This is a genomic window from Roseateles puraquae, from assembly GCF_002205845.1.
Classification (GTDB): Bacteria; Pseudomonadota; Gammaproteobacteria; order Burkholderiales; family Burkholderiaceae_C; genus Pelomonas; species Pelomonas puraquae.
In genome coordinates this window covers 200,891-219,399 of record NZ_NISI01000003.1, presented here as the reverse complement: position 1 = coordinate 219,399, position 18,509 = coordinate 200,891, and the positions used below count along the sequence as shown (strand labels likewise).

The following is an 18,509-nucleotide window of genomic DNA, read 5'->3' as shown; positions in this document are numbered from 1 at the left end:
GTTCACCATGCATCACGACAAGGTCCTCGTCCTCGACTTCGGCTCCCAGGTCACCCAGCTCATCGCCCGCCGGGTGCGTGATGCGTCGGTCTATTGCGAAATCCACCCGAACGACGTGTCGGACGACTTCATCAAGGCGTTCGCGCCCAAGGCCATCATCCTGAGCGGCAGCCACGCCTCCACCTATGAAGACCACGAGCTGCGCGCCCCGCAGGCCGTGTGGGATCTCGGCGTGCCGGTGCTGGGCATCTGCTACGGCATGCAGACGATGGCCGTGCAACTGGGGGGCAAGGTCGAATGGAGCGACCACCGCGAGTTCGGCTATGCCGAGGTGCGCGCCCATGGTCACACCAAGCTGCTCGACGGCCTGCAGGACTTCGCCACCGCCGAGGGCCACGGCATGCTCAAGGTCTGGATGAGCCACGGCGACAAGGTCACCGCGCTGCCGCCGGGTTTCAAGCTGATGGCCTCCACGCCGAGCTGCCCGATCGCCGGCATGGCCGACGAGTCACGTGGCCTCTACGCCGTGCAGTTCCACCCTGAAGTCACGCACACCCAGCAGGGCGAGGCGCTGCTGCGCCGCTTCGTGCGAGACATCGCCGGTTGCAAGGGCGACTGGATCATGGGCGACTACATCGCCGAGGCGGTCGAGAAGATCCGCGCCCAGGTTGGCGACGAAGAGGTCATCCTCGGCCTGTCTGGCGGCGTGGATTCGTCGGTGGCCGCGGCGCTCATCCACCGCGCCATCGGTGACCAGCTGACCTGCGTCTTCGTGGACCACGGCCTGCTGCGCCTGAACGAGGGCGACATGGTCATGGACATGTTCGCCGGCAAGCTGCACGCCAAGGTCATCCGTGTCGACGCGAGCGACCTGTTCCTGGGCGAGCTGGCCGGCGTGACCGACCCCGAGCAGAAGCGCAAGATCATCGGCCGCCTGTTCGTCGACGTCTTCAAGGCGGAGGCCGCCAAGCTCAAGGCGGGCGACGGTGGCCACAAGGGCGCGACGTACCTGGCGCAAGGCACGATCTATCCGGACGTGGTGGAAAGCGGCGGCACCAAGACCAAGAAGGCCACCACCATCAAGAGCCACCACAACGTGGGCGGCCTGCCCGAGCAGCTCGGCCTGAAGCTGCTGGAGCCGCTGCGCGAACTGTTCAAGGACGAGGTGAGGGCGCTGGGCGTGGCCCTGGGGCTGCCGCCCGAGATGGTCTACCGCCACCCCTTCCCCGGACCGGGCCTGGGCGTGCGCATCCTCGGCGAGGTCAAGAAGACCTACGCCGACCTGCTGCGCCGGGCCGACGCGATCTTCATCGAAGAGCTGCGCAACACCATCGACCCGGCCACCGGCAAGAGCTGGTATGACCTGACCTCCCAGGCCTTCGCCGTCTTCCTGCCGGTCAAGAGCGTGGGCGTGATGGGCGACGGCCGCACCTACGACTACGTCGTGGCGCTGCGCGCCGTGCAGACCAGTGACTTCATGACTGCCGACTGGGCCGAGCTGCCTTACTCGATGCTCAAACGCACCTCGGGGCGCATCATCAACGAGGTACGCGGCATCAACCGGGTGACCTATGACGTGAGCAGCAAGCCGCCGGCAACGATCGAGTGGGAGTGACGTGCGGCTGCGTTGAGTACGCAGCCCCGTCCGATGAACTGATCTGACCATCGACACCGACGCAACACCCTGAAAGTCAGCCGACAGGCGACCAGCCGCCGGAAGCGTTAAGCGCGCCGGCGGCTTTTTTGCGTCTGGCGGGCTGATGGTGCGGTGGCAAGCCCTCTGGCGGCGATCTGTGGGCCTGGCGAAAGCGTTGAGAAGGCTCAGTGCAAGTCGGGCCCTAACCTGTCGGTCGGCTGTCTTCACTTGTCTTTACAAGCTTGTCGCAGGCGCAGGCGACGAGAGAACACGCATGTGTAGGTTCGGGGGGCATTCCTAGCATCCGCTGCGCCTCGCCTCACAAGGAGCGTGGCGTCGTTGGATCGGTATTCGTCTCCCACAACTTGATTGACGCTCGCGCTGTCCAGGTGCCGGGTGCTGGTCCTCCTTTGTCAAAGCATTTTCGGAGTTATCAAGCCATGGATCACTTCCCCAAGCGGATCAATCGCCGCACCCCTCAGGCCATCAAGCAGGCGGCGGCGGTGCGCTCTGCCGGCGCTGCTCGACCTGGCTGGCCCAGGGGTTGGCTGCTGGCCACGCTGATGGCCGCCGCTGCCGGCGGCGCACAGGCGGCGCAGACCTGGGCCATGACCAAGAGCGAGGCGCCAGAGATCCGCGAGGGCACCCACATGGGTGTGATGGGCGACTACAACCAGGTCCATGTCGCCGTCAGCCTCAAGCTGCAGAACCGCGCCGCGCTGGATCAGCTCACCAGCCAGATCATGGCCGGCCGGGCGGCGCCGCTGTCCGCGGCAGACTTCCAGCAGCGCTTTGCGCCATCGGCCGATCAAGTGCAGGCCGTGGTCGCCCACCTGCGGCAGGCCGGCTTCACGAACATCGAGGTCGCGCCGAACAAGTTGCTGGTCACGGCCGACGGCACCCATGCGGCGGTCAAGTCAGCCTTCAAGACCGAGCTCCACTTCTACAGCGTCGGTCAACGTACGGCCTACGCCAATACCAGCACGGCCCAGATCCCGAGCGAACTCAGCGACAAGATCCTCGCAGTGCATGGCTTGCAGACGGTGCACCTGCATCACAAGACCTTGGTGCGACCGAACGCCACCACGCAGACCGTGCAGGCCGTGAGCCCGACCCAGTTCGCCAGCATCTATGGTGCGTCCGGCTTTCCCTCCGCCACCAATGCCACCATCGCCATCGTCACTGCCGGCAATGTGTCGCAGACAGTGACCGATCTGCGCAGCTTTGCGAGCAACGCGGGCTATCCGACGCCGCCGGTCAGCGTGGTGACAGTCGGCACCGCCGGTACCGACACCTCCGGCACGGACGAATGGAACATGGACTCGCAGGTGGCGCTGGCCGCGGCCGGGGGCACGATCAAGTCGATGCTGCTGTACGCCGGCACCGACCTGAGCGATTCGGCGCTGACAGCGGTCTACAACCGCATCATCAGCGACAACAAGGCCAAGGTCATCAACGTTTCGCTCGGTGAGTGCGAGAACGACGCCAAGAGCTCCGGCATCATGGCCTCCAATGACCAGATCTTCCAAAGCGCCGTGGCCCAGGGCCAGACGTTCTCGGTCTCCTCCGGCGATTCGGGCTCGTACGAGTGCGGCGGCAGCACCAACTCGGCCAGCTACCCGTCGGTGTCGCCGTATGTGATGTCCATCGGCGGGACCACCTTGTCCTCCAGCGGTGGCAGCTGGGTCAGCGAAACGGTGTGGAGTTGCACGGGTCCTTCCACGTGCCCGCAGTCGGCCTCCGGCGGCACCGGGGGGGGGCCGAGCCTGACAGAGTCGGCGCCGAGTTGGCAGAAGTCGTCCGGCGTGCTGGGCACGTCCACCATGCGCGGCACCCCGGACATCGCCTTCGATGCTTCGCCCAACAGCGGCGCGCAGGTGCTGATCAACGGCAGCAACAGCACGATTGGCGGCACCAGCCTCGCAGCACCGATCTTCACGGGCCTGTATTCGCGGCTGCAGTCGGCCAACGCGAATGGCCTGCCTTTCCCCGCACAGACGATCTATCAGGGCGCAGCATCCAACCCCAGCTGGTTCCATGACGTGACCTCAGGCAGCAATGGCGGCTACAGCGCCAAGTCGGGCTGGGACTACACCACCGGCTACGGCAGCCTGAACATTGCCAACTTCGCCTCGGCCTTTGGCGGTGGCAGCACGGGCAGCCTGACAGCGGCCTTCACGTCAGCGAGCAGCGGCCTGACGGTCAACTTCACGGATGGTTCCAGCGACACCATCAGCGGCGCGAGCATCACGAGCCACAGCTGGACCTTCGGCGATGGCGGCACCTCCACCGCCACCAGTCCCTCGCACACCTACGCGGCGGCCGGCACCTACAACGTGACGGAAACTGTCGGGGACAGCGGCGGCAAGACCGCCTCCGTGACGCATGCGGTCACCGTGACCAGCGGCGCGAGCCAGTTGCTGGCCAACGGCGGCTTCGAGACCGGCAGCGCGACGCCGTGGACGATGAGCACCGGCACCTTGTGCAGCAATGGCGGCAGCGGTTGCAGCGGCGAGTCCTCCCACGCAGGCACTTGGTTCGCGTGGCTGGGCGGCTATGGCAGCAGCCATTCCGACACGGTCTCGCAGGGGGTGACCGTGCCGCCGGGCGCGACGAAGGCGACGCTGTCGTTCTACCTGCACATCGACACCGCCGAGACCGGCACGACGGCCTACGACACCCTCAAGGTGCAGGTGGTCAGTGGATCGACCACCACGACGGTCGCCACCTACTCCAACGCGAACGCCGCCACCGGCTACGTGCTGAAGACGATCGACCTCAGCGCCTATGTCGGCAAGACGATCACGTTGAAGTTCCTGGCCACCGAGGACAGCTCGCTGCAGACGTCCTTCGTGCTCGACGACATCAGCCTGACGGCCCAGTGATGGGCCCCCGAGGCGCTGGGCTGTAGCCCAGGCTTGCAACACGAGAGCCCGCCTCCGGCGGGCTTTCTCGTGGCTGGACGCAGTTCACGGGGATGCGGGGGCGACGTGGCCGGTGGGAGGCTCGCAGCCGGGCGCCTGTGGCACCCGGCTTATGCTTTGCAGCCTTTCAACCGTGACTCTTTCCAACATGCGTGCTGCCTTCAGCCTCCTCGCCCTGGTGATCGTTGCGGCCATCGTGCTGTCCCTGGCCAAGAAGCAGACGGCCGCGCTCAGGCCGGCTGCGCCCGATGCGGCCAGCTCCCCGGCCACCGGCGGCGCCATGCCGCGACCGCAGGATGTGGGGCGCCAGGTGCAGGGCAACCTCGACGATGCGGCCCGTCGCGCGGCGGAGGCTGCCGCCTCGGCGACGCAGTGAGCCTGGTGCCGCGCCCGAGGCTGCTTCCTACACGTGCGGCGGCGCTGCGCTGACGGCGCTGGCCTTGCGCGGCGGCCATGCTGTCGCATCAGCAAGGAGCATTGCCATGATCAAGTCCCTGATTGCGCTGCTGGCCACGTCGGCTTTGGCAGCCACCGTCGTCCAGCACTTGGGCCGCCAGCAGCGGGTACGGCGCCTGCGCCACGAAGGCCGGCAACACCATGATGAGGTGAGCCGCTGGGAGGCCGAAGGCGGCAATCTGCCGGATGCCGAGCCGGCCACGCCCGGCAAGGTCAACCGCCGGGCGCGTCGCCGGTGATGGCCTGGGCCAGGGCGCGCACGCTCAGGGGTGCGGAGCCCTCGGCCTTGTTGGAGATGGTGACGAAGGCGTCCTGGCCTGCGCCGGTCGTGCCGCGGATGATGCGGGCGAGCTCCGCCCGGGTCTGCGGGTCGGGGTCCATCAGGCGGTTGAACTCGCCGTAGCGCTTCTCGGCCGTTTCATAGCCGTAGGGGCCGTGCAGCCGGTTGAGGTTCCAGCGCACGACCAGGGCACCGGGCCACAGGGCTCGCAACAAGGGCAGCTGCTCTTGCAGCGGCGGCAGCTTGGGATGCAAGCCCAGGCAGTAGCGTGCGCCGGTGTCGCGCAGCAGCGCGGTCAGCTCAGGCGTCAGCCATGCGGCGTCGCGCACCTCGACGGCCACCACACCGTGCGGCAAGCGGGGCAGGGCAAGCAACAGCCTGTGCAAACGGTCGAACTGCTCGTTCATCGCCGCCAGTCTGGCCGCCGGCAGCGGACTGATCTGGAAGACCAGCGCGCCCACCGTGGCGCCCAGTCCCTCCACCGCGGGCTCGATGAAGTCTGACTGCGCCACCGACGGGTCCAGAAAGAGTGGGTTGGGCTGCTGCCCGCGGCCCTCTTCCTGGCGCAGCACGGCGTCGGTCACGAGGCTCGGTGCCTTGACCGTGAACCGGAAGCCGGGTGGCACCTGTTCCGCATGGCGTTGGAAGTCGCTTGCGGCAAGCGGCCGGTATAAGCCGCGGTCGATGCCCACGGCCCGCAGCAGCGGATGCGCCGCATAGGCCGGCAGCCCGCTGCGCGACAGCAGGCTCTCGCTGTGCCGGCCCGCCCACACCAGGCCCTGCCAGCCGGGATAGCTCCAGGTCGACGTACCCAGGTGCACATGCGGCGACAGGCGTGCCGCCAGCGCCCGGTCGTCGTCGCTGGCGGGCACGGGCTGCACGCCTTGGGGCCGAGCCGCCGGCCGCGGCGCCTGGCCGAAGAGATCGTCCTGGAGGTCCGTCACATGAACACGCGCAGCAACACGATGTTCACGGCCAGCAGCATCAACGCGGTCGGCCACTGGGCCCGGATGACGGCGTTGCGGTCTTTCAGCTCCAGCAGCGCCGCCGGGATGACATTGAAGTTGGCGGCCATGGGCGTCATCAAGGTGCCGCAGTAGCCGCAGAACATGCCGATGGCGGCCATTACGGCCGGGTTGCCATGGTGCAGCCCCACGAGGATGGGAATGCCGATGCCCGCGGTCATCACCGGGAACGCGGCGAAGGCATTGCCCATGACCATGGTGAAGGCCGCCATGCCCAGGCCGTAGGCCGCCGCAGCCAGCCAGGCGCTGTCCACGGGCAGGGTCTGGGTTGCGATTGCCGCCACCGCGCGGCCGACGCCGGCATCGGTGAACAGCAGGCCGAGCGTGGCGAGCATCTGCGGCAGGATGACCGCCGGCCCCATGATCTCCAGCAGCCGGCGCGACTCGTGCAGCACTTGCATCGGTCGCTCCCGCGTCATCCAGAGCGCCGCAGCCAGGCCCACCAACGCGCCCAGCCCGACGCTGGCCAGGGTGACGCTTTTCGGGTCTACCAGCAGGTGGCCGAAGGCGCTCACGTCCTTCAGCGTGAGGCTGCCAGCCAGGGCCGTGGCCGAGATGGCCAGGATGGGCAGGAAGAGCCGGTTGCCATGCCGTGCCGCGCTGGCCTGGCGCTGCTCCACGCTGCGCGTGCCGTGCCGGCCGAGCGATACCCCGCCCAGGCCGCCCAGCGCGGCGAGCATCAGCACGATGAGGCCGTTGACGACCGCCGGCAGCACGTCGCCGGCCAGGTAGATGACGGCCCACAGCGCCCAGAACAACCCACTGCTCCAGCGCCGCGGGTTGGCCCGGTCCGCGCAGGCCAAGGCGGCCACGGCCAGCAGGGCGGCGCCGGTGAGCAGGTAGAGATGGTCGAGCGTGAGCAGAGCCGTCATGGCGCAGCCTTGGCGCCCTCGCGCGCGATGAGCGCGGGCAGTTGCCGGTCCAGCCGCAGCAGCCGGGCCGCGTGGATCACGAAGGCGGCAATCGCCGTCGGGATGCCCCACAGCGCGATGTGCAGCGGGTCGGTGACGATGCCGTTCTCGGCCAGGAAGGTTTGCATCAGCACGATGGAGCCGAAGGCCACGAAGATGTCCTCGCCGAAGAACAGGCCCACGTTGTCGGTCGCGGCGGCGAGGGCCTTCAGGCGGTCGCGCACGGCCGGGGGCAGCGGGCCGTGGGTCTGCTCCGCGGCGGCCTCGGTCATGGGGGCGACCAGTGGGCGCACCATCGGGGCGTGGCCGCCCACCAGCGTGAGGCCCATGGCCGCGGCGGACTCGCGGATGAACAGGTAGACGATGAGCAGCCGCCCTGCGGTGGCCGACCGGATGCCGGCAATCCAGGCCTGGGCCCGCTCGCGCAGGCCGTGCCGCTCCAGCAGGCCGATGACGGGCAGCGGCAGCAGCAGCGTGAGGGGCAGGTTGCGCGTCTTCACGAAGCCGGTGCCGAGCTTGGCGAGGATGAGGTCGGGCGGCAGCTTGGCCGCCAGGCCGGTGGCCAGGCCAGCCACCGTGACCACCACGATGGGGTTGAAGCGCAGTACGAAGCCGACGATGACGACGGCCACGCCGATCAGCGGCCACAGCGAGACGGTTGCAGGCAGGGTCATGGTCGTTCTTCAGGGCTGAAGCGTGATGCCGGCCGAGGTCAGCGCCTGGCGCAGCGCGCGGGCAAAGGCCAGGGCGTGTGGGCCGTCGCCATGCAGGCACAGGGTCTGGGCCTGAATCGGCACGGTCTCGCCGGTGACGGCCTGCACCACGCCTTCCTGCACCATGCGCAGGCTGCGCGCCACGGCCTCGCCGGTGTCATGGATCAGGGCGCCGGGCTGGCTGCGCGGCACGAGGCTGCCATCGGCCCGGTAGCCACGGTCTGCGAAGACCTCCGCGACCGCGCGCAGGCCTGCACGCTCGGCGGCCTGCAGCAGTTCGCCACCGGCCAGACCGTAGATGGCAAGGCTCGGGTCCACCGCGCGCACGGCGTCGACGATGGCGTCCGCCAGCGAGGGGTCCCGCGCGGCCTGGTTATAGAGCGCGCCATGCGGCTTGACGTGATGCAGCTGGCCGCCCGCCGCGTGCACGAGCGCCGCGAGGGCGCCGACCTGGTAGATCACGTCGGCGCGTACGTCGTCGGGCGACAGGTTCATCTCGCTGCGGCCGAAGTTCTCGCGGTCGGGGTAGCTCGGATGCGCGCCGATGGCCACCCCGCGGGCCAGGGCCGCGCGGACGGCGGCCTGCATCAGCCGGGCGTCACCGGCATGCCAGCCGCAGGCGATGTTGGCAGACGTGACGAGGGCGAGCAGCTCGGCGTCGTCGGGCGCGCCTTCACCGAGATCGGCATTCAGGTCGATAGGCATAGGGCCACTTTCAAGGCGTCGAGTTCGGCCTCGCGGTCGCGCAGCGCGGCGACGGCCTCCTCGCGGGTGCAGGGCAGGAAGCGCAGCGTGCCACCCAGGCGCAGCTGTGCGAGCTTCCAGAGGTCGGCGCGGATGACCACGCCGATCTTGGGGTAGCCGCCGGTCGTCTGCGCATCGGCCAGCAGCACGATGGGCTGGCCCGAGGGCGGCACCTGGATGACGCCGGGCAGCACCCCGTGCGAGGGCAGGTCGCCGCCAGCAGCCCGCGCGAGCACCGGGCCGGCGAAGCGAAAGCCCATGCGGTTGCTCTGGGGGGTGAGTGTCCAGTCGGCTTCGAACAGCGCCTGCCGGGCCTGCAGCGTGAACTGGTCATGCTCCGGGCCGGGCAGCACGCGTACCTCAGCCGTCCAGGAGGGCGGTCTCAGGCCGATCTGGCGTGGGGCCGCATGGTGCTGAACGGGCGGCGGGTGCCAGGGGAGCTGGTCGCCGTCCCTCAAGGCGCGGCCGTTCAGGCCGCCGAATCCTGCCTTCAGATCGGTGCTGCGCGAGCCCAGGGCCAGTGGCACATCGATGCCGCCGCTGACGGCCAGCACCGTTCGCATGCGCTCGCGCGGGGCGGCGATCTTCAGGACCTGGCCGGCTTGCACGCGGGTGCGCCAGCCGGGGCGCACCGGCTGGCCATCGAGCGCTGCCGGGCTGTCAGTGCCGGTCAGGGCCAGCCAGCCGTCGGCCTGCAGTCGCAGCAGGGCTGGGCCCAGGGTGAACTCCAGCCCCGCCGCCCCGACATCGTTGCCCACCAGCAGATTGGCCTGGCACAGGGCCAGGTCGTCGAGCGCGCCGCAACGGCTGATGCCGCGGTCACGCCAGGCCATGCGGCCCAGGTCCTGCACGGTGGTCAACGGCCCGGCCTTGAGCAGCTCGATCATGACGGCATGGCCACGAAGCGCACCCGGTCGCCCGGCGCCAGGCGCGTGGGCGGCTCGGCGGTGGGGTCGAACAAGGGCAGGGCGGTGCGGCCAATCAACTGCCAGCCGCCTGGCGTGACCAGCGGATAGATGCCCGTCTGCGCGCCGCCGATGCCCACGCTGCCCGCCGGCACGGCCACCCGCGGCTCGGCACGGCGGGGTGTGTGCAGCGATTCGTCCAGCCCGCCCAGGTAGGCAAAGCCGGGCTGGAAGCCGATGAAGTACACGACGTATTCGGCCGCCGTGTGCCGCCTCACCACGTCGTCGGTCGACAGGCCGCAGTGGCGGGCGACATCGGCAAGGTCCGGGCCATCGTCGCCGCCGTAGTGCACCGGGATGTCCACCCGGCGACCCAGGGCGCGGGCGCGGGCGGGTGCGGCCCAAAGGCCTTGCACCGCCGCTTCGAGGGTGGCCGGATCGGTGCGCAGTGGGTCGAAGCCGAAGGTGAGGTTGTTCATCCCGGGCGTGATGTCGCGCACGTCGGCCCGCCGGGCCAGTGCGGCGGCGAGTTGCCACAGGCGTTGCTGCTGCTCCAGCGTCACGGGCGCGGGCAGGGTGCAGCACAGGGCTGCTTCGCCAAGCGCGTGGAGGGCCAGATCCGTCATGGGCGAAAGCATGCCATGGGTACACTGCCGCCCCTGATGAACGAGCCTCTTTTCACGCCCGCGGATGAGTACGCGATGCGGCTTGCGCTGGACCAGGCCCACAACGCCTGGCTCGTGGGCGAGGTGCCCGTGGGCGCGGTCATCACGCGCGGTGGCCAGGTGATCGCGACCGGCTACAACCGGCCGATCACCACCCATGACCCCACGGCCCATGCTGAGATCGTGGCCCTGCGCCATGCCGCCACGCTGCTGGAGAACTACCGGCTGCCCGAGTGCGAGCTGTACGTGACGCTGGAGCCTTGCGCGATGTGCGCCATGGCGTTGATGCATGCCCGGTTCAAGCGCGTGGTGTTCGCCACCCGCGACCCCAAGACGGGCGTGGCTGGATCGGTCATCGACCTGTTCGGCCAGCCGCAACTCAATCACCACACGCGCATCGAGGGCGGCCTCATGGCCGAGGCCTCGGCCCAGCTGTTGCGCGACTTCTTCAACGAGCGCCGCGAGGCCGCCCGCGCGCGGCGCGCCGAGCGCCAAGGGCTGATCCCGACCGGCGAAGCCACGCACCTGGACGACACCTGATGACCTCCCTGACGCTGTTCACGCCCGCGGGCGCCCTGGCCAAGGCCGAGAACCTCAAGCGCGCGGCGCGCCGCCTCGGGCAGCTGGGCTTCGACGTGACCGTGGATGCCGATGCGCTGGCCCGCCATCAGCGCTTTGCGGGCGATGACGCCACCCGGCTCGCTGCGCTGCATCGCGTGGCCGATGCCGCGCCGTCCGTCGCCCTGGCCACCCGCGGTGGCTATGGCATGACCCGGCTGCTCGACCAGATCGACTGGGATCGCGTCGCGCGCAGCATCGAGCACGGCACCCGCTGGGTGGGCTACAGCGACCTGACCGCGCTGCAGAACGGCCTGATCGCCCGCAAGAAGGGCCTGTCGATGTGGGCCGGCCCGCTGGCGTGTGACGACTTCGGCCGCAGCGAGGCCGACGGCGGCGTCGACGAGGTGACGCGCGACTGCTTCCTGGAGGCCATGAGCGGCGCACTGGAGGCGGTGGGCTTTCGCGCGCCGACGGCCGAGTTCGATGGCCTGGAGGTGCGCGGCCGGCTGTGGGGCGGCAACCTCACGGTGCTGTGCTCGCTGCTGGGCACGCCGCACTGGCCCAAGGTGAAGGGCGGCGTGCTCTTCCTGGAAGACATCAACGAGCATCCTTACCGCGTGGAGCGCATGCTGCTGCAGCTGCAGCAGGCCGGCGTCATCGATGCGCAGGCGGCCGTGCTGCTGGGCGATTTCAGCGGTGCGGCCAAGTCGCCGCTGGACCGCGGCTACGGCATCAAGGACGCCGTGGGCGCGTTGCGCTCGCGCACCCGCACGCCGGTGCTGACGGGGCTGCCCTTCGGCCATATCCGCACCAAGGTCTGCCTGCCGGTGGGGGCGACGGTCGAGATGTTCGTGCAGGGCCGCGAGGCCATCCTGGGCTGGCAGTCGGATGCGCGCCTGGCGCACCACCACGCGCACGATCACGACCACGCCCATCACTGAAGACACCCCGGGTTTTCACAGCCGGCGGGCGACAGCTTGGCGGCGGTGAAGCGAGCTTCCCGCCTCTATGATTTGCGCCGCGCCCCGGTCCATGCCGGGGCGTGTGTCTTTCTGAAGGTGAAGGGTTGGCGTGGTGTTGTCGGTGAGCGGTTGGATCAAGGGGGCTTTGGGCGCGCTGGCGCTGGGTCTGCTGGTCGGCTGCAACAACAGCCCGCATCCCGCCGGGGCCGAGCGCGAGAACGCGCTGTACATGGCCTTCCGGGAACGCTCCCCGCGCTATCTGGACCCGACCTCGTCCTACACCGCGCCCGAGAGCACCTTCACCTACGAAATCACCGAGCCGCCGTACGGCTACCACCCGCTCAAGCGGCCCTACACCCTCATCCCGCGTGCGGCGGCGGCCCTGGCCACCCCCTATTTCCTGGACGCCCAGGGGCGCCGGCTGCCCGATGACGCACCGGACGACCAGATCGCGCAGGCGGTGTACGACATCGAGATCCGGCCGGGCTTGAAGTGGTCACCCCACCCCGCTTTCGCGAAGGATGCACAGGGCCAGTACCGCTACCACCACCTGAAGCCAGGCGAACTCGGCGACAAGCGCAGCCCTTTCGACTTCGCCCAGCTCGGCACCCGCGAGGTGGTGGCCGAAGACTTCGTCTACGCGCTCAAGCGCCACGCCAGCCCGCGCGTGGAGGCGCCCCTGGCGGCGGTGTTCTCGGAGCATGTGATCGGCCTGCGCGACTACATGGCCCTGCTGCGCCGCGAGAGCGAGAAGCAGCTCGCCGGCCTGCCGCAGACCTTGGCCGACAAGCCTTTCCTGGACCTGCGCCGCTGGCCCCTGGCTGGCGCCGAGGCCGTGAATGACCACCTGCTGCGCATCCGCCTGAAAGGCCGCTACCCGCAGTGGCAGTACTGGCTGGCCACCAATTTCCTGTCTGCCATTCCCTGGGAGGTGGATGCCTTCTACGCCCAGCCCGGCATGGCCGCCAACGGCCTGGGCTGGAACCAATGGCCGGTGGGCAGCGGGCCTTTCATGATGACCGAGTCGGTGCAGGACCGGCGGCATGTGATGAGCCGCAACCCCAACTACCGCGTCGACACCTATCCCTGCGATGGCAGCCCGGGTGACCGCGAGGCGGGCCGGCTGGATGATTGCGGCAAGCGCCTGCCCTTCGTGGACAAGGTGGTGGCGGTGAACGTGAAGGAAGAGCTGCCCATCAAGGAGATGTTCAAGCAGGGCTACCTTGACTTGCCGGAGATGGACCGCGCCGACTGGGGTGTGAACCTCGGCGTGGACCGCGACGACTCCGACGAGGTGAAGGCCTTCTTCAAGGAACGCGGTTTCCAGTTGCCCATGGATGTGGACATCACCAACTGGTACCTCGGCTTCAACTGGCTGGACCCGGTGGTGGGCCGTGGTGACACACCCGAGCAGCAGCGCCGCAACCGGGCCTTGCGCCAGGCCATCTCCATCGCCATCGACTGGGAAGAAGGCTATGGCCGCATCTTCCGCGCCAAGGGCGGCGATGCGGCGCACGGCATCATCCCGCCCGGGGTGTTCGGGTCGAAGGAGGGCCAGCCCGGCGAGTTCAACCCGGTCACGCATCGACTCGTCAACGGCCGACCGGTCCGCCGGCCGCTGGAAGACGCGATGCGCCTGATGGACGAGGCCGGCTACCCCGGCGGACGCGACGCCAAGACCGGCAAGCCCCTGGTGCTGAACTACGACTTCCAGCGGGTGGTAACGCCGGAACTGAAGGCCGAGAACGACTGGCTGGTGCGGCAGTTCGCCAAGCTGGGCATCCAGCTGGATGTGCGCGCCACCGACTTCAACCAGTTCCAGGAGAAGGTGCTCAAGGGCAAGCACCAGATCTTCTGGTGGGGCTGGTTTGCCGACTACCCCGACGCCGAGAACTTCCTGTTCCTGCTCTACGGGCCGAACAGCAAGAGCCTGCACGAAGGCGAGAACGTGGCCAACTACAGCAACCCGGAGTTCGACCGCCTGTTCAAGCGGCTGCAGTCGCTGGAAGACGGCCCCGAGAAGGCGGCCGTGATGGCGCGCATGAACGACATCGTTCGCCAGGATGCGCCCTGGGCCTGGGGGTTCTGGAGCTACTCGGGGCTGGCGTTCCAGCGCTGGGTGCACAACGGCAAGCCCGGCGTGGTGGTGCGGGACCGCGCGCGCTACCTGCGGGTGGACGTGCAGGACCGCGCGCGGAGCATCGCGGCCTGGAACCAGCCGGTGTGGTGGCCGCTGCTGGCGCTGGCCGCCGGCGGCCTGGCCATCGGCGTGGCCACGCGCCGGGCCTGGCGGGCCCGCGAGACGGCCACGGCGCTCGGGGGAGGGCGCTGATGACGCGCTTCGTGCTGCGCCGCCTGCTGTACGGGCTGGCCATCCTGGTGGGGGTCAACCTGTTCACCTTCGTGCTGTTCTTCTCGGTGAATACGCCTGACGACATGGCGCGGCTGAACATTGGCGGCAAGCGCGTCACGCAGGCCCAGATCGAGCAGTGGAAGACCGAGCGCGGCTATGACAAACCGCTGTACTACGACGCCAGCCGGCAAGGCGCGGAGCGGCTGACCCACACCATCCTGTGGGAGCGTTCGGTGAGCCTGTTTGCCCTGGAGTTCGGCAAGAGCGATGCGCGCCAGGCCGTCAACATCGGGCACGAGATCAAGACCCGCATGGGCGTGAGCCTGCAGCTGGCCCTGCCGCTGTTCATCCTGCAGGTCATCGTCAGCGTGGCGTTTGCGCTGCTGCTGGTGTTCTTCCGCCACAGCCGCATCGACTTCTGGGGCGTGGTGCTGTGCGTGCTGATGCTGTCGATCAGCAGCCTGTTCTACATCATCGTCGGGCAGTACCTGTTCGCACGGGTGCTCCGGCTGGTGCCGATGAACGGCTTCGCGCCCGGGCTGGACGCGGTGAAGTTCCTGCTGCTGCCCATCGGACTGTCGCTGCTGAGCCGACTCGGGGGCGAGGCGCGGCTGTACCGCGCCATGTTCCTGGAGGAGATGGGCAAGGACTATGTGCGCACCGCCCGGGCCAAGGGCCTGTCCGAGGGGCAGGTGCTGCGGCGGCACGTGCTGCGCAATGCGCTCATCCCCATCATCACGAGCGCGGGCAGCTACCTGCCGTATGTCTTTCTGGGCAGCCTGGTGTTCGAGAGCTTCTTCGGCATCCCGGGCCTGGGCGCCTTCGTCATCGAGGCGATCACGGGGCAGGACTTCGCCATCGTGCGCAGCATGGTCTTCCTCGGTGCCGTGCTCTACATCGCGAGCAATGCGCTGATGGACATCGCCTACACCTGGGTGGACCCGCGGGTGAGGCTGTCATGAAGCCGGTGCTGCTGTGGACCGACCTGGCGCTGTGGCTGATGGCCGCCGCGGGCCTGGCCTATGCCTGGCGGGTGCGACGACAGGTGCATCTGCGAGCCAACTGGGCGCGGGTGGCCCGCGACCCGGTGGCCGCTTGCGCGGGTGTGGTCATGGCTCTGTTCCTGGGCGTCACGCTGCTCGACAGCCTGCACTTGCGCCAGGCACTGCCATCGAGCAGCGGCGAGACGATCTACGACACCCGCACGGTGTCGGTGCTGGACCTGCTGCTGGCCCGGCAGCTCGCCATGCGCGAGGTGAGCTACTCGCTGCCGCTGGGCACGCACGGCTTCAGCAAGGAGAGCCTCGTCGATGCGCAGGGTCAGGTGCAGCGGGACTTCCCGCGCCTGCAGTTCGGCGGCGCGCACCTGGCGGACCCGGCGCGCGACTGGGCCGCCGATGTCCTCCTGCGCGCGGGCGTGGGCGTCGCGGGCGGTGTTTTGGCGGCCCTGCTGCTGGTGGCGCTTGCGGCCGTGCTGCTGGCACGTGCCCACGGCGGCTGGGGCGCGGCCCTGGCCGACCTGGCGACAGACCGCACCGTCTACCCGCTGCGCGCCGTCCTGCTGACGCTGGCCGTCGTGATGCTGCTGGCCGGGCCGGTCATCGCGCTCATGCCGCACTATCACGTCTTCGGCACGGACCGCACCGGCAACGACGTGCTGGTGCAGGCCCTCAAAAGCATCCGCACCGCCTTCGTCATCGGCGCGCTGGCCACGCTGGCCACCTTGCCGCTGGCGCTGCTGCTGGGTGTACTGGCGGGCTACTACAAAGGCTGGGTCGACGAGGTCATCCAGTACATCTACACAACGCTCAGCTCGGTGCCCAACGTCCTGCTGATCGCGGCCTGTGTGCTGATGGTCCAGGTCTTTCTCGACAAGAACCCCGAGCTGTTCGAGACCGCGGCGGAGCGGTCGGACCTGAAGATGCTGATGCTCTGCCTCATCCTCGGCCTGACCGGCTGGGCGGGCCTGTGCCGCCTGGTACGTGCCGAGACGCTGAAGGTGAGGGAGTTGGATTACGTGCAGGCGGCGGCGGCCTTCGGCGTGAGCGACCTGCGCATCATGGCGCGGCACATCGTGCCCAACGTCATGCACCTGGTGCTGATCACGGTGGTGCTGAGCTTCTCGGAGCTCATCCTGTACGAGGCCGTGCTGACCTACATCGGCGTGGGCGTGGACCCGCTGATGAACAGCTTCGGCGGCATGATCAACCTGGCCCGCGTGGAGATGTCGCGCGAGCCGGTGGTGTGGTGGAGCTTTGCGGCGGCCTTTGGCTTCATGGTGAGCCTGGTGCTGGCCGCCAATCTGTTTGCCGATGGCGTGCGGGACGCCTTCGATCCCAAGTCCCGCGCCAGCCGTCCCCGCCCGCTGCTGCGCCGCAGGAGTTCCGATGCTTGAGATCGACGACCTGCAGGTGCACCTCCAGGCAGAGGCTGGCCTCGTGAAAGCCTTGGATGGCCTGGCGCTGGCCCTGTCGCGCGGCGAGACCTTCGCGCTGGTGGGCGAGAGTGGCTGCGGCAAGAGCATGACCGCGCTGGCGCTGATGCGGCTGCTGCCCGAGAACGGCCGCTATGCCGGCGGCTCCGTGCGGCTGGAGGGCCAGTCGCTGCTGGCCTTGCCCGAGGGCCGCATGCGCGAGGTGCGCGGCGGGCGTGTGGCGATGATCTTCCAGGAGCCTGCCACCAGCCTGAACCCGGTCATGCGTGTCGGCGACCAGATCGTGGAGGCGATCGAGGCGCACACGCCGCTGCGGGGCAAGGCCGCACGCGCCCGCGCGCTGGACTGGCTGCGGCGCGTGGGCATCCCGGCGCCCGAACGGCGCATCGACGACTACCCCTTTCATCTCTCCGGCGGCCAGAAGCAGCGCGTGATGATCGCCATCGCGCTGGCAGCCGAGCCCGACTACCTGATCGCCGACGAGCCCACCACGGCGCTGGACGTGACCATCCAGGCGCAAATCCTGGACCTCATGCGCGATCTCCAGCGGGAGCGACAACTGGGCGTGTTGCTGATCACGCATGACCTGGCCGTGGTGAGCGGCATGGCGCACCGCGTGGCGCTGATGTATGCCGGCCAGATCATCGAGGTGGCGCCCGCCGCCGAGTTCTTCGCCCGGCCTCGGCATCCGTACGCCCGGCTGCTGCTGCAGGCCCTGCCGGAGGCGGCACGCCGGGGTGAGCCCCTGGCGGCCATCCCGGGCACGGTGCCGCCGCTGTGGCTCAGCTTCGAGGGCTGCCGCTTCGCCCCGCGCTGTGACCGCGCGCTGTCCCGCTGCGCCGGGGCCGCCCCCGCGCTGACCGAGGAAGGCCCTCGGCACCAGGTGCGCTGTTGGCTCTACAGCCAGCCCGGGGAGGCCGCGGCGCCGAGGCCAGGTGAGCCGCCGCCTGTGCGCTCGACTGAGCTGGGCGTGGCGGCGGAGCAGGGCGGTGAGCCGCTGCTGGACGTGCGCGACTTGCGCGTGCGCTTCAGGCTCAAGGGCGCTTGGCTGCATCGCGGGCCGCGTCGCTTCGACGCGGTCGACGGCGTCAGCTTCCAGCTGCGAGCAGGGCAGACGTTGGCCCTGGTGGGCGAGTCGGGCTGCGGCAAGACCACCTCCGGCAAGGCCATCGTGCAGTTGCTGCGTCGCCAGGCCGAGGTAAGCGGGCAGGCGCTCTTCCAGGGGCGTGACCTTTTCGGGCTGCACGGTGAGGCCCTGCTGCAGGCGCGGCGCCAAGTGCAGATCATCTTCCAGGACCCGTTCGCGTCACTGAATCCGCGCCTGCGCGTGGCGGAGGTGCTGGAGGAGGGGCTGATCGCGCTGCGCCCGGACCTGGATGCCGGCCAGCGCCAGGCACGGTTGCTGCGCCTGGTCGATCAGGTGGGCCTGCGCCGGGATGCGCTGCAACGCTGGCCGCACGAGTTCTCGGGTGGGCAGCGCCAGCGCATCGCCATCGCGCGCGCCCTGGCGGTCGAGCCGCAGCTGATCGTCTGCGATGAGCCGACCTCGGCCCTGGATGTGTCGGTGCAAGCCCAGATCCTCAACCTGCTGCGCGACCTGCAGCGGGAGCAGGGCCTGGCCTATCTCTTCATCACGCACAACATCGGCGTGGTGGACTACATCGCCGACGAGGTGGCCGTCATGCAGGCCGGCCGCATCGTCGAGCAGGGCTCGCGTGACGATGTGCTCACCCGGCCGCGTGAGGATTTCACGAAGACCCTGCTCGCGGCGGTGCCGCGTTTGCGCCACGGCTGAAGCCCAAGTCGTCGCGTGGCGACAACGACCCCGGGTTTGAACCTAGGGGCAACGTTTCGGCAAATATCTTTACGCATCAAAGGGTTATCTGGGCATCTCGCTTGCCTAGGGGCTTTCCTTGGCCTGGTGCCATGTTGCGCCCGCA

16 protein-coding genes are annotated in these 18,509 nt (G+C 69.1%); 10 read left to right on the top strand and 6 right to left on the bottom strand.

Features of this window, described 5'->3' with window-relative positions:
* Positions 1–7 precede the first annotated feature (7 nt).
* The 4 genes from guaA (at position 8) to CDO81_RS10910 (ending at position 5,255) form a co-directional block, all read left to right on the top strand.
* Positions 8–1,615: a glutamine-hydrolyzing GMP synthase gene (gene guaA / locus CDO81_RS10925; protein ID WP_088483235.1), complete on the top strand. Its 1,608-nt coding sequence runs from the start codon at positions 8–10 to the stop codon at positions 1,613–1,615.
* Positions 1,616–2,076: 461 nt separating this feature from the next.
* Positions 2,077–4,521 carry a protease pro-enzyme activation domain-containing protein gene (locus CDO81_RS10920; protein ID WP_088483234.1) on the top strand — a complete coding sequence of 815 codons (2,445 nt, stop codon included), beginning with the start codon at positions 2,077–2,079 and terminating at the stop codon, positions 4,519–4,521.
* A 172-nt stretch (positions 4,522–4,693) separates the two neighbouring features.
* On the top strand, positions 4,694–4,936 hold the full coding sequence (locus tag CDO81_RS10915) for a hypothetical protein (RefSeq protein ID WP_158218242.1): 243 nt from the start codon (positions 4,694–4,696) through the stop codon (positions 4,934–4,936).
* A gap of 106 nt (positions 4,937–5,042) precedes the next feature.
* A complete protein-coding gene (locus CDO81_RS10910) occupies positions 5,043–5,255 on the top strand; it encodes a hypothetical protein (protein ID WP_088483232.1) in 213 nt (70 codons plus the stop codon).
* Here the strand turns inward: CDO81_RS10910 and CDO81_RS10905 are convergent.
* From CDO81_RS10905 to pxpB, 6 genes are read right to left on the bottom strand one after another with little or no spacing between them, the layout of a single operon-like run.
* On the bottom strand, positions 5,230–6,240 hold the full coding sequence (locus tag CDO81_RS10905; protein WP_088483231.1) for a DUF72 domain-containing protein: 1,011 nt from the start codon (positions 6,238–6,240) through the stop codon (positions 5,230–5,232). The genes CDO81_RS10910 and CDO81_RS10905 overlap by 26 nt on opposite strands.
* Positions 6,237–7,193, bottom strand: coding sequence for a DUF979 domain-containing protein (locus CDO81_RS10900; protein WP_088483230.1), 957 nt, complete (start codon positions 7,191–7,193; stop codon positions 6,237–6,239). Before CDO81_RS10900 ends, CDO81_RS10905 begins: the two co-directional genes overlap by 4 nt.
* Complete coding sequence (locus CDO81_RS10895) at positions 7,190–7,900, bottom strand: DUF969 domain-containing protein (protein WP_088483355.1); 711 nt, start codon at positions 7,898–7,900, stop codon at positions 7,190–7,192. Before CDO81_RS10895 ends, CDO81_RS10900 begins: the two co-directional genes overlap by 4 nt.
* 15 nt (positions 7,901–7,915) lie before the next feature.
* A complete protein-coding gene (gene pxpA / locus CDO81_RS10890; RefSeq protein ID WP_088483229.1) occupies positions 7,916–8,650 on the bottom strand; it encodes a 5-oxoprolinase subunit PxpA in 735 nt (244 codons plus the stop codon).
* Positions 8,635–9,576 (bottom strand): 5-oxoprolinase subunit C family protein, encoded by a 942-nt coding sequence (locus CDO81_RS10885; protein WP_088483228.1) that lies wholly within the window; start codon positions 9,574–9,576, stop codon positions 8,635–8,637. Before CDO81_RS10885 ends, pxpA begins: the two co-directional genes overlap by 16 nt.
* Positions 9,573–10,220, bottom strand: coding sequence for a 5-oxoprolinase subunit PxpB (gene pxpB, locus CDO81_RS10880; protein ID WP_088483354.1), 648 nt, complete (start codon positions 10,218–10,220; stop codon positions 9,573–9,575). The genes CDO81_RS10885 and pxpB overlap by 4 nt, the downstream gene beginning before the upstream one ends.
* 36 nt (positions 10,221–10,256) lie before the next feature.
* Between pxpB and tadA the strand changes: the two genes are divergently transcribed.
* The 6 genes from tadA (at position 10,257) to CDO81_RS10850 (ending at position 18,364) form a co-directional block, all read left to right on the top strand.
* Positions 10,257–10,799: a tRNA adenosine(34) deaminase TadA gene (tadA, locus tag CDO81_RS10875; protein WP_088483353.1), complete on the top strand. Its 543-nt coding sequence runs from the start codon at positions 10,257–10,259 to the stop codon at positions 10,797–10,799.
* The gene (locus tag CDO81_RS10870; RefSeq protein ID WP_088483227.1) at positions 10,799–11,761 is read left to right on the top strand and encodes an LD-carboxypeptidase; all 963 of its coding nucleotides are present in this window, start codon (positions 10,799–10,801) and stop codon (positions 11,759–11,761) included. The genes tadA and CDO81_RS10870 overlap by 1 nt, the downstream gene beginning before the upstream one ends.
* A 142-nt stretch (positions 11,762–11,903) precedes the next feature.
* Positions 11,904–14,114, top strand: coding sequence for an ABC transporter substrate-binding protein (locus CDO81_RS10865; RefSeq protein ID WP_241516954.1), 2,211 nt, complete (start codon positions 11,904–11,906; stop codon positions 14,112–14,114).
* Complete coding sequence (locus CDO81_RS10860; RefSeq protein ID WP_088483226.1) at positions 14,114–15,097, top strand: ABC transporter permease; 984 nt, start codon at positions 14,114–14,116, stop codon at positions 15,095–15,097. The genes CDO81_RS10865 and CDO81_RS10860 overlap by 1 nt, the downstream gene beginning before the upstream one ends.
* The gene (locus CDO81_RS10855) at positions 15,094–16,530 is read left to right on the top strand and encodes an ABC transporter permease (RefSeq protein ID WP_088483225.1); all 1,437 of its coding nucleotides are present in this window, start codon (positions 15,094–15,096) and stop codon (positions 16,528–16,530) included. The genes CDO81_RS10860 and CDO81_RS10855 overlap by 4 nt, the downstream gene beginning before the upstream one ends.
* Positions 16,523–18,364, top strand: a complete 1,842-nt coding sequence (locus tag CDO81_RS10850) for an ABC transporter ATP-binding protein (RefSeq protein WP_088483224.1) — start codon at positions 16,523–16,525, stop codon at positions 18,362–18,364. The genes CDO81_RS10855 and CDO81_RS10850 overlap by 8 nt, the downstream gene beginning before the upstream one ends.
* Positions 18,365–18,509: the final 145 nt, after the last annotated feature.